The sequence below is a fragment of the Bifidobacterium simiiventris genome (assembly GCF_019331715.1).
Taxonomy (GTDB): domain Bacteria; phylum Actinomycetota; class Actinomycetes; order Actinomycetales; family Bifidobacteriaceae; genus Bifidobacterium; species Bifidobacterium simiiventris.
In genome coordinates, this window is the sequence record NZ_JAHBBG010000002.1 from 227,060 (window position 1) to 240,782 (window position 13,723).

The 13,723-nt window shown below is 62.8% G+C and carries 11 protein-coding genes; 8 read left to right on the plus strand and 3 right to left on the minus strand.

Annotation, left to right across the window (positions count from 1 at the left end; all coding sequences use genetic code 11):
* Nucleotides 1–146: 146 nt before the first annotated feature.
* Both KIH76_RS03395 and KIH76_RS03400 read left to right on the plus strand, forming a co-directional pair.
* Complete coding sequence (locus KIH76_RS03395; RefSeq protein ID WP_214374654.1) at nucleotides 147–1,109, plus strand: L-lactate dehydrogenase; 963 nt, start codon at nucleotides 147–149, stop codon at nucleotides 1,107–1,109.
* 345 nt (nucleotides 1,110–1,454) lie between these two features.
* On the plus strand, nucleotides 1,455–2,393 hold the full coding sequence (locus tag KIH76_RS03400) for a cation diffusion facilitator family transporter (RefSeq protein ID WP_219069333.1): 939 nt from the start codon (nucleotides 1,455–1,457) through the stop codon (nucleotides 2,391–2,393).
* Between the two features lie 113 nt (nucleotides 2,394–2,506).
* Here KIH76_RS03400 and lexA read toward each other — a convergent pair whose 3' ends face one another.
* Nucleotides 2,507–3,229: a transcriptional repressor LexA gene (gene lexA, locus KIH76_RS03405; RefSeq protein ID WP_219069335.1), complete on the minus strand. Its 723-nt coding sequence runs from the start codon at nucleotides 3,227–3,229 to the stop codon at nucleotides 2,507–2,509.
* 162 nt (nucleotides 3,230–3,391) lie between these two features.
* On the opposite strand from lexA, the gene KIH76_RS11520 reads away from it, so the two are divergent.
* The 4 genes from KIH76_RS11520 to smc all read left to right on the plus strand — a co-directional run bounded on the left by KIH76_RS11520 (nucleotide 3,392) and on the right by smc (nucleotide 9,758).
* Nucleotides 3,392–3,820 (plus strand): LysM peptidoglycan-binding domain-containing protein, encoded by a 429-nt coding sequence (locus tag KIH76_RS11520; RefSeq protein ID WP_236036796.1) that lies wholly within the window; start codon nucleotides 3,392–3,394, stop codon nucleotides 3,818–3,820.
* 81 nt (nucleotides 3,821–3,901) lie between these two features.
* A complete protein-coding gene (gene nrdR, locus KIH76_RS03415) occupies nucleotides 3,902–4,348 on the plus strand; it encodes a transcriptional regulator NrdR (RefSeq protein ID WP_214374674.1) in 447 nt (148 codons plus the stop codon).
* 102 nt (nucleotides 4,349–4,450) lie between these two features.
* Nucleotides 4,451–6,088, plus strand: a complete 1,638-nt coding sequence (locus tag KIH76_RS03420) for a bifunctional folylpolyglutamate synthase/dihydrofolate synthase (protein ID WP_214374651.1) — start codon at nucleotides 4,451–4,453, stop codon at nucleotides 6,086–6,088.
* Between the two features lie 16 nt (nucleotides 6,089–6,104).
* On the plus strand, nucleotides 6,105–9,758 hold the full coding sequence (gene smc / locus KIH76_RS03425) for a chromosome segregation protein SMC (RefSeq protein WP_214374650.1): 3,654 nt from the start codon (nucleotides 6,105–6,107) through the stop codon (nucleotides 9,756–9,758).
* Between the two features lie 105 nt (nucleotides 9,759–9,863).
* Here smc and KIH76_RS03430 read toward each other — a convergent pair whose 3' ends face one another.
* Nucleotides 9,864–10,862 carry a lipid II:glycine glycyltransferase FemX gene (locus KIH76_RS03430; RefSeq protein WP_219069337.1) on the minus strand — a complete coding sequence of 333 codons (999 nt, stop codon included), beginning with the start codon at nucleotides 10,860–10,862 and terminating at the stop codon, nucleotides 9,864–9,866.
* A 97-nt stretch (nucleotides 10,863–10,959) separates the two neighbouring features.
* A complete protein-coding gene (locus KIH76_RS03435) occupies nucleotides 10,960–12,540 on the minus strand; it encodes a UDP-N-acetylmuramoyl-L-alanyl-D-glutamate--2,6-diaminopimelate ligase (protein WP_214374648.1) in 1,581 nt (526 codons plus the stop codon).
* A 150-nt stretch (nucleotides 12,541–12,690) separates the two neighbouring features.
* Here KIH76_RS03435 and KIH76_RS03440 point away from each other — a divergent pair, with 150 nt between their 5' ends.
* Nucleotides 12,691–13,359, plus strand: a complete 669-nt coding sequence (locus tag KIH76_RS03440) for a sigma-70 family RNA polymerase sigma factor (protein ID WP_236036817.1) — start codon at nucleotides 12,691–12,693, stop codon at nucleotides 13,357–13,359.
* Complete coding sequence (locus tag KIH76_RS03445; RefSeq protein WP_214374647.1) at nucleotides 13,356–13,667, plus strand: hypothetical protein; 312 nt, start codon at nucleotides 13,356–13,358, stop codon at nucleotides 13,665–13,667. The genes KIH76_RS03440 and KIH76_RS03445 overlap by 4 nt, the downstream gene beginning before the upstream one ends.
* Nucleotides 13,668–13,723 lie beyond the last annotated feature (56 nt).

A 13,723-nucleotide genomic window follows, 5' to 3' on the forward strand; every position in this document is an offset into this window, starting at 1 on the left:
TGTGAACGCTCTCAAGTGTGACGAAGATCACCATATCCGTCCGCAACGCGAGTGTCTCAAACGTCAGCGTGTGTGGATAAAGTGAATACGTTGTTTGGATGAATGCCGACACAATCGGCAGAGTTTTCAAGAGAGGTCGCAACAACATGGCTGAATTGAACGTCAAGCCCACCAAGCTCGCAGTCGTCGGTGCCGGTGCAGTCGGCTCCACCCTCGCCTTCACCGCCGCCCAGCGCGGCGTCGCCCGTGAGATCGTGCTCGAGGACATCGCCAAGGAACGCGTCGAGGCCGAAGTGCTCGATATGCAGCACGGCTCCAGCTTCTACCCGGCCGTCTCCATCGACGGCTCCGATGATCCCGAGATCTGCCGCGACGCCGACATGGTCGTCATCACCGCCGGCCCGCGCCAGAAGCCGGGCCAGTCCCGCCTCGAACTCGTCGGCGCGACCGTCAAGATTCTGCAGGCCATCATGCCGAACCTCGTCAAGGTCGCCCCGAACGCCATCTACATGCTCATCACCAACCCGGTCGACATCGCCACGCACGTCGCCCAGAAGATCACCGGTCTGCCGCAGAACCAGATCTTCGGCTCCGGCACCAACCTGGACTCCGCGCGTCTGCGCTTCCTGATCGCCCAGCAGACCGGCGTCTCCGTCAAGAACGTGCACGCCTACATCTGCGGCGAGCACGGCGACTCCGAGGTTCCGCTGTGGGCCTCCGCCACCATCGCCGGCGTGCCGATGTGCGACTGGACCCCGCTGCCGGGCCACGAGCCGCTCGACGCCGCCAAGCGCGAGGAGATCCACCAGGAAGTCAAGAACGCCGCCTACAAGATCATCAACGGCAAGGGCGCGACCAACTACGCCATCGGCATGTCCGGTGTCGACATCGTCGAGGCCGTCCTCTCCGACTCCAACCGCATCCTGCCGGTGTCCTCCATGCTCAAGGACTTCCACGGCATCTCCGATGTCTGCATGTCCGTCCCGACCCTTCTCAACCGCTCCGGCGTCAACACCCGCATCAACACCCCGGTCTCCGACCGTGAGCTTGCGGCCCTCAAGCGCTCCGCGGAGACGCTGAAGGAAACCGCCGCCCAGTTCGGCTTCTAACATTTTGTTGAATGACGGAGCGTCCGCTGCGTTGCTCCTCGGTTGCGGTACTTAGTACCGCTTCCCTCGGTGCGCCTTGTGGACGCACGCGTCATTCAACAAAATGTAATAAGCGGTAACCACCTTTCCTCACCTTCGACGCACTGTTGTGCGCCTTCGGGTTCGGACGGCGGTTTCCGCACGCATCAGCCGAATATTCGTCTTGATGCGATGGATGGGAGTCGGTTCTGACTTCCATACGTATGTGAAACCCCGGCATTGCGCCGGGGTTTCTTGCGTTGTGGGGTTAATGAGAATGGTTGTGAGAAGCGGTCTCATCACCGTAAGACAGGAAAGGGCGACGTTATGACACATGATCACGGGACCGTGATGCGCAATGGGGAAGACGGAAGGTCTCACCAGAAGCGTCTGTCCATGACACTGGCCCTGACCGGTACCGTGTTCGTGGCCGAAGTGGTCGGTGCGATCGTCACCGGATCGCTGGCGCTACTCGTCGACGCCGGCCATATGCTCACCGACATGTCGGTGCTGGCCGCCGCCACCATCACCGCCATCCTCATGCGCCGCAAACCCAACAACACGCGAACCTGGGGATGGGCGCGACTTGAGGTCATCACCGCAGGCGTCGGTGCGCTGATCCTGCTGTTCGTCGGCATCTATGCACTTGCGGAATCGGGCATGAGACTGTTCCATCCCGCCTCGGACGACATCCGAGACCCGAACCTGCTGCTGTTCTTCGGCATACTCGGCCTTGCCGCCAACGTCGGCTCGATCATCATCCTCGCATCCCAGAGCAAGGACAATATGAACATGAAGGCGGCGTTTCTCGAGGTGATGAACGACGCACTCGGCTCCGTCGCCGTCGTGATCTCGGCGCTGGTGATGATGAGTACGGGATGGGTGGGATTCGACGCGGTCGCCGGCGGCGTCATCGCGCTGATGATGATTCCCCGGGCGATCAAGCTGCTGCATAACGCCGTCAGGGTCCTGCTCGAAGAGACGCCGGAAGGACTGGACCTCGACAAGGTGCGCGAACATATGGAACGGGTTCCGCACGTCATCGCCGTGCATGACCTGCACGCCAGCACCGTCTCCACCGGCATGCCGATCCTCATGGCGCACGTCGTGGTCGAACGGGGACTCACCATGGAACAAGGAGCGCAGATCCTTGCGCAGCTGCAGGACTGCCTGCGTGAGCATTTCCCCGTATCCGTGCCGCATACCACCTTCCAACTCGAACCGGAAGGCTACACCACCGCGAATGCGGAACACCTGCATCAATAGCGGATAGCGGATCCTGCGCCGACGCAGGATCCGAACGGCGCGGAATACGCGGAGACACGGCATTGCTGTCCGGGCGGATTGCCACGTCGCACACCCTGTGCATCGACGTTTGGCTACAGCTTGCGCAGAACGGTGACGACGCGCCCCATGATCTGGGCGTGTGTGCCATCGATGGGTGAGTAGGCGGGATTGTGGGGCATCAGCCACACATGGCCGTTGTCGTTGCGGAACGTCTTGACCGTCGCCTCATCGCCCAGCAGCGCGGCCACGATATCCCCGTTGACCGCAGTGTTCTGCTCGCGCACCACAACGAAATCCCCGTCGCAGATGGCGGCATCGACCATGGAATCCCCGTGCACCTCCAGCATGAACAGGGTCCCGGTGCCGGTCAGACGTTCGGGCAGGCGCATGACATCGTCGATGTGCTGCTCGGCGGTGATCGGTATTCCGGCTGCGATCCTGCCGACCAGCGGTACGTCCTGCGACTGTTGGATCGATGCGCTGGAACCTTCGGGGAACGGCAGGATCTCCGCGGTGCGTTCCTGTGCGGCGGCATTCGAACCACGTTCGGAGGTGGGGCCGACCAATTCGATGGCCCGGCCCTTGTTGGCGTTCATGCGAATGAAGCCCTTTTCCTCAAGCACCTGCAGCTGATGTTTAACCGAAGAGGGGCTTTTCAGGCCGGCGGCTTCGCCGATCTCACGGAACGACGGAATGAAGCCCTTGGTGGCGATGTGCGTTCTGATCGCGTCGAGCACGCGACGTTGCCGCTCGGTGAGATCGTTCTCCTGAGGCGCGCCTGACGGGCGGTGGGTGGTGAAGGGGATGGTGCTCACGGGTGGCTCCTTTCATGTCTTCATCATCATATCGTGACCGTGATAAAAAATCAAACATCTGTTCGACGTGTCGCGTTGCAAAAGTCGAACAGATGTGCCACAATCAAACTGTTGTTCGATAGAACGAAAGTTCGAAAGGGTGTGGTCGCAATGATGTCCGACATGACGAAGACGTCCCGTGCGGCGGTGTGCGGCACGGGACTCGAAACCGATGAACGAACCGTCTGGCGCAGTGTCGCGCGCAACGAATGCAGTGGCTTCTCGTGTGGGCCGATTGCTCCTGACGGGCATGACGGCCGCGAACCGAACGTTGTCGTCCGTTGCATGGCCGCTCTGCTGTGCATGACGCTGGCGTGGATCGCGTATTCGTGGCTGGTCCCGATGCGGGCCGATTCGGCCTCCACCGCGATGGAGGTCACGTGCTACACGGTGCAGCCTGGCGACACGCTCTGGCAATACGCCCAGGCGATCACGCCGGCGGGAGGCGATGTGTCGAGCACCGTTGAACGGCTTCGGCGATTGAATGATCTGGATTCATATTCGCTGCAAGTGGGCCAACGCATTATAGTCCCAGCCGAGTCGGAGTCGTAGCCGGTTGTCTCTCGCGTCATGTGCGATGGAGCGAGGAAGGATGTTTGCATGTATGGTATGGCTCACGCTATTGTTGGGGTCATGCATTGCCCTTTTTGCCAGCAGCCTGACACCAAAGTCGTGGATACTCGCATCAGCGAGGACGGTTTTTCCATTCGACGTCGTCGAGAATGCCTGAAATGCCACAAGCGTTTCACCACCGTCGAAACCACCATGCTCTTGGTGACCAAGCGATCCGGCAATTCGGAGCCGTTCGATCGCGGCAAGGTCATATCGGGCGTACGCAAGGCGTGCCAAGGCCGTCCGATCAGGGAAGAGGATCTCAAAAAACTTGGTCAGCGTGTGGAAGAGGACCTGCGATCGCGAGGGCTTGCCGAGGTGAAGTCCGAGGACGTGGGCAAGGCCATTCTCGCTCCGCTGAAGGAACTGGACAAGGTCGCTTATCTGCGTTTTGCAAGTGTGTACCAGAACTTCGACGGCCTGGATGATTTCCAAAAGGCCATAGACGAGTTGAAGAACGAAGCATAGTTCGTCTGCTATGTTGCCAAGGAGCATGGCGAAGCATGCCCTGAATGAGATACGTATATACGCGAGCATTAATCATCATCACCAGAAGGAACGCTGATCAGTATGTCATATGAGCATCCGAATCGGAACAATGAGACCATTCGCGAAGTGGAACGCGACATTATGCGCCGTCCGCCGGAGCATAACACCACCAACATGGATCTCGACCGCATGAAGCTGATCCTCGACCTGTTCGGGCACCCTGAGGATTCCTTCCGTGTCATCCACGTGACCGGGACCAACGGCAAGGGATCCACCGCCCGCATGGCGGAGGCGATCTGCCGTTCATATGGCATGCGTACGGGGCTGTACACGTCTCCACATCTCGAGCGTATCAACGAGCGCATCGCCATCGACGGCCAGGAGCTTTCCGACGACGATTTCATCGATATCTGGGATCAGGTCAAGGGCCTGATCGATCTGGTCGACGCGAAGATGGAGGAGCAGGGCAAGCCCCGCATGAGCTTCTTCGAGGTGCTTACCGCCATGGCCATCTGGAAGTTCGCGGACGCCCCGGTCGACGTCGTCATCGTGGAGGTCGGCATGGGCGGCCTGCAGGATGCGACCAACGTGCTGAACGCCGATGCCGCCGTCATCGGCCCCGTCGACATGGATCATATGATGTGGCTCGGCGACACCGTCGAGAAGATCGCCGAACAGAAGGCCGGTATCATCAAGCCGGGCTGCGCCGCGATCATTGGCAAGCAGCCGCATGAGGATGAGGTCATGCCCGTGCTCGAGGAGGCCGCGCGCCGCAATCAGGCGACCATGATCCGCGACGGATATGAGATGGAGGTCATCAGCCGTATGCCGGCGGTCGGTGGCCAGGTCGCGACGCTGCGCACGCCGCTGGGCACCTATACGGAAGTGCCGATCGCCAAATTCGGAGAGCATCAGGCGCACAACGCGCTGGCAGCGCTGGCCGCGGCTGAAACGGTGATCCCCGTCTCCGGTGCATTGGACGGCGACCTGGTCGCCGAGGCCCTCAGCGGTGTGAAGATTCCCGGGCGTATCGAGCAGGTGCGTACGTCGCCGACCATCATTGTCGATGGCGGGCATAACGTCAACGCCGCGGAATCATTGCGCGCGGCGATCGAGGAGAACTACGACTTCCAGCAGCTCGTCGGCGTGGTCGCCATGATGGCCGACAAGCAGGTCGAGGAATATCTGGGTGTGCTTGAACCGGTGCTGGATAAGATCATCGTCACCGAGAACTCGTGGCGGGATCGCGTCATGCCCGCCGAAGATCTCGAGAAGGTGGCGGTGCATGTGTTCGGTCGCGACCGGGTGATCCGTGAGGACTCGCTGCCGGACGCGATCCAGACCGCCGTCAACATGGTCGACGTGGAAGACGAACTGGGCGTCGGCTATGGGCACGGCGTGCTGATCTGCGGCAGCTTCGTAACGGCCGGCGACGCCCGAACCCTGCTCAAGGAACGGATGAACGCCGATCTGGCGAAGCCCAAGTCCGAACGCGTCGAGCCGAATCTCGGGAACGGGCCGATTATCCGAGCCGACGAATCGGAAGGGGACTCTGCGCCTCAGACGGATGCCGACCGTGACTTCGAAACCGACGCGAACCCCGATTTCGACGTGGACGACTTCGGTGATTTCGGCTTGTCGACACTCGCCAAAGAGGCCGCCTCCAAGCAGGACGGCACCGACGAGGGCGGCGACGAGACCGGTTCCGAGCGAGACTGACGGGGTCCTGCGACGAATGTATCTTAAGGAACTCACACTCAAAGGGTTCAAATCGTTCGCCTCCGCCACCACGCTGCGGTTCGAGCCGGGCATCACGGCCGTCATCGGCCCGAACGGCTCGGGCAAATCGAACATCGTGGACGCCCTGGCATGGGTCATGGGCGAGCAGGGTGTCAAGAACCTGCGCGGCAATTCGATGGAGGACGTGATCTTCGCCGGCACATCCTCCCGCCCCGCACTCGGCCGCGCGCAGGTGTCGCTGACCATCGACAACACCGATCACGCGCTCGATATTGAGTACACCGAGGTGACGATCACCCGCACCATCTTCCGCAACGGCGGGTCCGAATACGCGATGAACGGCACGCCTTGCCGTCTGCTCGATATCCAGGAGCTGCTCAGCGACACCGGACTCGGCCAGCAGATGCACGTGATCGTCGGACAGGGACGGCTCGATGCGATTCTCAGAGCCGACCCCAGCGGCCATCGTGCGTTCATCGAAGAGGCCGCAGGCATTCTCAAGCATCGCAAGCGCAAGGAACGCGCGTTGCGCAAACTGGCGAACACGGAATCCAATCTTGCGCGCCTCGATGATCTTTTGACCGAGCTGCGCCGCCAGCTCGGCCCTCTCGGGCGTCAGGCCCGAACCAGCCGGCGAGCCGACCTTATCCAGGCCACCATCCGCGACGCCCAGTCGCGCCTGCTCGCCGACGATGCGCAGCGTATCGGCGAGCAGCGGGATGAGACACGCGCCCGCCTGACCGACGTGCGTACGCAGCTCGGCTCGTCACGACACGATCTGGCCCGGATCAAACTGCGCATCGAACAGATCGAAGCACAGTCCGCCGCCTCGTCACCGGTGCTTGCGCAACTCAACCAGCAGTGGCACGACCTATCGCGCATCCAGGAACGGCTGCTATCGCTGTCATCCGTGGCGCAGGAACGGAGTCGTTCATTGTCGGATCGTGTGATCGAGCACGATGACGCTCACCCGGAACTGCTCCGTCGACGGGCCGACGAGCTCGAGGAACAGGCATCACGGCAACGGCAGGCAGCGCAGGATGCGAAAGACGCCGTCGACGCCGCCAGCGCGCGTCGCATGGACGACGAACAACGGCTCGCCACGGTACGTCAGAGCCTGAATGAGCTGCGTGGCATGGCACGGCAGCGCGACGCCTCCATAGCCAACCTACGTGAGACGATCGCCCGCGAGGAGTCCGCGATCCAGCTGGAAGCCGCTCGAGGCAAGGATCTCGCGGCCCAGCGTGAGGGACTGATCCGTCAGCGGGACGATCTGACCGCACGACGAGACGCCCTGAACCTCGAAGCGCGGCCCGATGACACTGCCGACTGTGAAAACGAGCTGAAGGCGGCACGTCTCGAACTGTCCGGGCGACAGGACGAATTGAATGAGCTGCAGGATCGCCAGCGTGAGCTGAACGCGGCGATCATATCGTTGCAGGCCAAGGCGGATGCGCTGAAGGACACGCTGGAAAGCCGCAGCGCGTCACAGACGCTGGAGCATGACCCCGAGGTCGCCTCCATCGGCCGACTTGCCGACTTCATCCATGTGGAGGAAGGTTGGGAGGAATCCGTTGCACGGGCGCTCGACGCGTTCGCCGGAGCCATCGTCGTTCCCGAACCGGGCAATATGATCCACGCGCTCGAACGTGCCAACGAGGATCGGCTTGGCAGAGCCGTGGTACTGACGCCGCTCGACTCGCATGACCGGGACTCCAATCGCGACGCGGATAACAATGCGCTCACGGCGCCGGGCAGGGCAATCCGATGCGCGGCCGACCTGGTATCCGCCAATCCCCATGCCGACGCCGACCAAGCCGACGGCGTGGTGCTTGCGGTCAGGCGTCTGCTCTCCGACGTGGCCGCGACACATACTCTGGACGAGGCATTCGAAGCGGTGGATGAGACCGATGCGGGCCCCTGCCCGGGCCGGTTCTCCAGCGCGGTCACTCAATCTGGAGAATTCGTTAACGCGGTCGGCGCGGTCGGCGGTTCGTCGCTGTCGCAAAGCGACCTGTCACTGGCGTCACGGCGCGACAAGGCGGTCGAACGCGTCGCATCGCTACGTGTGAGCTTCGACGAGCTCGGCGGACGCATCGACCAGGCCAGAACGTTGCGGGATCAGGCGCGACTGCGTGTCGATCAGGCCGTCACCCGTCGAACGGAGATGCGGGTCAGATCAGATCAGGCGGCGCAATCGCTGCGCGTCGCCAACGACCAGATCGTCGCCATCGAACTGCGGATACGTGACGTGGATGGCAGGATCGCTGCGGCCGGAAGCAGCGGCGAAACGCATCAGGCAAAGGTCGAGGAACTGACGCGGACGCTTGAATCCCTGCAACGGGACGATGCCGGCAATGCGGATCCGAATGAACTGACGCAGCGGGAGCAGCGTCTGGATCTGCAGTTGCGCGAAGACCGGGAACATGAGATGAACGCCAACATCGCATGGAACGAGGCCAAACGCGCGGCGGAATCGCTGACAAGACAGGTGGGACTGCTCCGCGACCAGGCCCATGAAGCCGAGATCCGTCGCGCCCGCGTGGAAGAAACGAACGCCCGTCTGCGCCGGCAGGCCGAGCGGCTGCATCGGATCGCACAGGATGCGGCGGCCGTCGCCGATATGGTCGGCCTGTCCGTGCGCGATGTCTCCGACCGGCGTGAACGGGTGCAGTCGGAAGCCGCCGGTCGTCATGAGGAGCTTGGCGGTCTGAGAACGCGACGGGACGAGCTCGAACCCAAGGTCAACGATCTGATCGCGCACGAACACGAGCTGGACGTGACCCGCGAACGGCTGGCTGCGGACTATGACCGGATCGCCGGCAGGATCGCCGACGAGCTCGGCATGGGAGCGGACGAGCTGATCAGGGAGTACGGGCCGGACAAACCCGTACCGATGACGGACTCGGACGCGAAGACGTCCGGTGATACGGCTGCCGAGGCCAAAGCCGGATCCGGCGACGAGCCGGACGAGTTACCTCTGAGCGTCCCCTACGTGCGTGAGGAGCAGGAAAAGCGGCTGGAACAGGCCAAACGCGCCTTGGCGGCGCTGGGCAAGGTGAACCCGCTGGCGGTCGAGGAATACGAGGCATTGCAGACCCGCAACAGGTATCTGCACGAGCAGCGGGACGACGTGGCCAAATCCCGCGACGATCTCATGCAACTGATCCGGGATCTTGACGCCACGATGCTCGACGTGTTCCGTTCCGCGTTCGAAGACACCGCGGAGGCGTTCTCGAAGGTGTTCGCCACCCTGTTCCCGGGCGGCACCGGACGATTGCGGCTGGAGAACCCGAACGACATGCTCTCCACCGGCGTGATCGTCGAGGCGAGCCCGGCCGGCAAACGGGTCAGGCAGCTGAGCCTGCTGTCGGGCGGCGAACGTTCGCTGACCGCCCTGGCACTGCTGTTCGCGATCTTCACGGCGCGGCCCAGTCCGTTCTACGTGATGGACGAGGTCGAGGCGGCGTTGGACGACACGAACCTGACCCGTCTGCTCGACGCGCTCGACCAGTTGCGCGAGCATGCGCAGCTGATCGTCATCACGCACCAGCAGCGCACCATGAGCATCGCGGACGCCCTGTATGGCGTGACCATGCGATCGGACGGCGTGACGGCGGTCGTGTCGCAACGGCTGGAACAGGCCTGAACCGGCCGAAGGTATGCCGCCGGCAGGAATATGGCAAGGGGCTTCCCGTTTCCCGCGGAATCGAACCGCGGGAAACGGGAAGCCCCTTGCCATAGTGGGGTATCGCTACTTGCGCAGCGACTTGCGCAGCTTCTGCACGGCGGCCAGCGTGCCGTAGAACACCTTCTTGATCGGCACGTCACGCGCCGGGGCCACCTGCGTGGTGTCTTCCGCGAACTTGGTCTTGAACATGTTCAGCGATTTGAGCGACGGCGCGAAATCGTTGCCGATGCCCATCAGATCGATCTGCGTGCAGCCCCGTGCGCCGAGCGCGCAGCAGAACGTGTACAGCAGCTTGTCGGGCACGAGGTTGCGCATCACCTCGGTGCGCATGCAGGCGTAGTAGTACACGGCATGGGCGCCGTTCACCGTGACGATCGCCCACGCGACGACGCGCCCGTCGATGCGGGCGGCGAACACGCGGCAATGGTCGGGGCCGAGTGCGGTGATCATGTCGGTGTAGTCGCTCATCGGCGCGGGCGAGAATCCGTCGCGATGCGCGGTCTCGACCATCACCGCGTAGTATTCGGAGAAGTCGGCGACCGCCAGTTCGGTTTCGTCCTTGCATTCCGCCGGGCTTTCGCGCAGCGCCTTGCGCACATCGCGGCGGCCGCGCTTCTTCATGCGCGTCAGGATCGCATCGTCTCCGCCGGTCAGATCAACGATGACGGTTTGGTCATACGGGACAGTTGACAGCACGGGTTCGGTGCCCGCCTCGAACCATGCGTCGATGCGTAGGAACACGATCTTTTTGTCCTTGGCATGTACGGTCTGGACCAAGGCGTCTATGACGTCGCGTTCTTCGGCTTCGGAAGGCTTGGCGACCCAGACCGGTCCATGCACCGAACGCAGATAGTGATAACCGTGCGTCTCGAAATCGATCAGGGACACGAACGCGACCGTCTCGCCGTCGCGCTTGACCAGATACGCGCCCCACGGGGTGCGCCCGTCGATGTCGGCCTGATATGCCGCCCATACTGCGGTCTGTTCAATGGGAAGATTGATGCCGTGTTCGGCGGCGGCCGCTTCCAAGGCTTCGGGGGTGACGGCTTCCAGCGTGATCATGATGCTCCTTGCGATTGACTGGTGACGAGTGTAGTACGGGCCGCGGTGCAGCGGCGGTGTGTCGATGGAACGACTGGGACTGGCGCGACGTGCGGCGTCAGCCCTGCGCGATGCCGAACAGGCGGCGGATGATATGGCCATCGCCCTCGTACAGCGCGTGCTTGCCGCCGACCTTGATCCACTGCTCCTCGCCCTTGCCGATGACCAGCAGCACGGTGAGACGTCCGGCCGCCGCATCGGCACGAGCCTCGTCGACCGCGGTTTCGATGGCCTGCGCCCGGTCGAGGATGATCGTGGACGACACATGCGGGTTGGTGATGTAGCCGCGCATCTCGTTCAGAATGTCGAGCATCGGCTCCTTGACGGTATCCTCCGAGGTGAGGATGATCCGGTCGACCTTGTCCTGCGCGCCGTCGATGATGCCCTGACGGCGATCCACGGCCTTGTCGCCGACCGAACCGGTCACCAGCACGAGCTTGGGATCGCGACCCGCATACTTGCGCAGCACGAACTCGGCGAGCGTCTTCGTGCTCACATAGTTGTGCGCGTAGTCGACGTAGGCGACGATGTTGCCGTCGGCGCTCGCGAAATGTTCCATGCGACCCGAGATGCGTACCTGTTCGAGCGCGGCGAACGCGGGCGAATCCTGCGGCACGCCGGCCTGACGAGCCAAAGCGATCGCCGCCGCGGCGTTGGCCGCGTTGAAGCCGCCCTCAAGCTCGAGCGAGAAGTCGCCGATCGTCGCACCGTGATCGTGGAACACGTACTGTGCGGGGTGCTGCGGGTCGGGGGTGGCGACGACGTCGATACCGTCGTTCTGGCAGACCTTCTCTCGCAACGCGAACGTGACCACCGGCACGCCGGCCCGGCCCGCGTCCTGACGGATCAGATCGGCATGATCGCAGTCCTCCCCGAGCACCAGCTTGCGGCAGTTGTACGAGATCTGCCGCTTGCAGTGCAGATAGTCCTCGAACGTCGGATGCTCGATCGGGGAGATGTGGTCGGGGGAGATGTTCAGGAACGCGGCCACGTCGAACGTGAGACCGTAGACGCGGTGCACCTTGTACGCCTGCGAGGAGACCTCCATCACCAGATAGCGCATGCCGTTGTCAAGCGCCTGCCGCATCATGCGGAACGCGTCGAGGCTTTCCGGCGTAGTCAGCGCGGATTCGGTGTACGTATGGCCGTCGAGGCAGTTGTCGACGGATGAGAACAGGGCGCAGCGGCCGCCGGAATAGGCGTTGAGCACCGCCTGCGTGAAATACGCGGTCGTCGTCTTGCCCTTGGTGCCGGTGATGCCGATCACGGTCAGTGTGTCCTGCGGCCGGCCGAAGAATGCGGCGGACAGCAGACTCATTGCCTTGCGCACGTCGTCCACGATCAGGCCGGGCGCGCGGGTCGCGGTGGAGAAATCGGTCTCGGCCACATACGCGGCCAGGCCTCGCCCATCGACGCCGTTCAGATACTCCGGCTTGAAGTTGCCCTTGCAAAACAGCAGCGTTCCGTCGCTGACCTTGCGCGTGTCGTACGTGACATCGGCGAACGGGCGATCGTGCCCGTCGATGTCACGCGGATCCAGCGTCCAATGGCCGTCAGCGATGATCTCGCGCAGCAGATGATGCTCGGACAGAAGATCCGCCGCCGATTGCAGGGTCAACGATTGCACCGTCAAAGTCATGCCGTGTACTCCTTATCGATTCGCGTTAGTCATCTTAGCGTGAGGCTGGCATGTTCTCCCTTACAATGGGGAGGCGTGGCAGACGAAAAGGTGGCAGCAGCACAGGACGAGGGGGAGCGGACGGTGCCGTCGCCCGGTATGACCCCGGAGATGGCGGCGAAACGCGAGCGGTTCGAACGGCTCGCCATGCCGGCCGTGGACGCCCTGTACCGGCAGGCGATGAAACTGACCAACAACGCCGACGACGCGCAGGATCTCGTACAGGACACGTTCGAGCGCGGGTTCAAGGCGTTCGACTCGTTCCAGGAGGGGTCGAATTTCGAGGCGTGGATGACCACGATCGAACGCAACGCCTATTTCAACCAGTACGCGAAGGCTAAGCGCCGTCCTCAACGGGCCAACGACTCCACCGGCGAATATGACGACTGGGACATCTATTCGGCATCCGAGCATTCGTCGGAGGGACTGAAATCGGCCGAGGACGAGTATCTCGACACGTTTGCGCCCCAGGAGATCATGGCCGCGCTCGACCGGCTGCCTCCCGAACGCAGGCAGGTGTTCATCGACACGGTGATCGACGGCAAGACCTACCAGCAGGTCGCCGACGAGCAGGGCGTGAAGATCGGCACGGTGATGAGCCGGCTCAACCGCGCGCGCACGCAGCTCAAACGCGATCTGTCCGCATACGCGCGCGAGCGCGGATACGTGAAGGACTCGGGCCCCTCCCATGGTTCACTGTCCGCGAAGCACGGTGCGAACGGCGATAATGGAGACGAGAGCAGGAAGACGGTCGGATTCGGACATAAGGAGCGGTCATGAGCGAGCAGGTGGAGCGTCACATCTCGGTGACTCGTCAGACCGCGGACGGTACGGTGGTTCGCGCCGACGTGCATGTCACTACGGTGCATCCCGATCCGGCCGTGCACCCCGGCGTGCAGCCGGATGCGTTGTCCGGCGCCGGCAATGATGCGGGGGAATGCTTTGACCCGGCCACCTGTTGCGATGCGCGCGAACGTGCGCTGATCGAAGCGATGCGTGCCTATCTTCGCCCGCAGGTCGCCCCCGAATGCCTGATGCGGCGCCTCCGCGAGACACTCGACCACTGCTGCTGTGATACGGACGAATGAGCGGCCGGTCGGAGTCTCCCAATTCGGGGGGCGTCGGCTGGACAATATCAGACAAT

Bases quoted from the DNA above. Each gene is read 5' to 3' on its own strand.
- KIH76_RS03420 (WP_214374651.1), top strand. From the start codon at position 4,451: ATGTCATATGAGCATCCGAATCGGAACAATGAGACCATTCGCGAAGTG.
- KIH76_RS03395 (WP_214374654.1), top strand. From the start codon at position 147: ATGGCTGAATTGAACGTCAAGCCCACCAAGCTCGCAGTCGTCGGTGCC.
- smc (WP_214374650.1), top strand. From the start codon at position 6,105: ATGTATCTTAAGGAACTCACACTCAAAGGGTTCAAATCGTTCGCCTCC.
- KIH76_RS03430 (WP_219069337.1), bottom strand. From the start codon at position 10,862: ATGATCACGCTGGAAGCCGTCACCCCCGAAGCCTTGGAAGCGGCCGCC.
- nrdR (WP_214374674.1), top strand. From the start codon at position 3,902: ATGCATTGCCCTTTTTGCCAGCAGCCTGACACCAAAGTCGTGGATACT.
- KIH76_RS03435 (WP_214374648.1), bottom strand. From the start codon at position 12,540: ATGACTTTGACGGTGCAATCGTTGACCCTGCAATCGGCGGCGGATCTT.
- KIH76_RS03440 (WP_236036817.1), top strand. From the start codon at position 12,691: ATGGCGGCGAAACGCGAGCGGTTCGAACGGCTCGCCATGCCGGCCGTG.
- KIH76_RS03445 (WP_214374647.1), top strand. From the start codon at position 13,356: ATGAGCGAGCAGGTGGAGCGTCACATCTCGGTGACTCGTCAGACCGCG.
- KIH76_RS03400 (WP_219069333.1), top strand. From the start codon at position 1,455: ATGACACATGATCACGGGACCGTGATGCGCAATGGGGAAGACGGAAGG.
- KIH76_RS11520 (WP_236036796.1), top strand. From the start codon at position 3,392: ATGACGAAGACGTCCCGTGCGGCGGTGTGCGGCACGGGACTCGAAACC.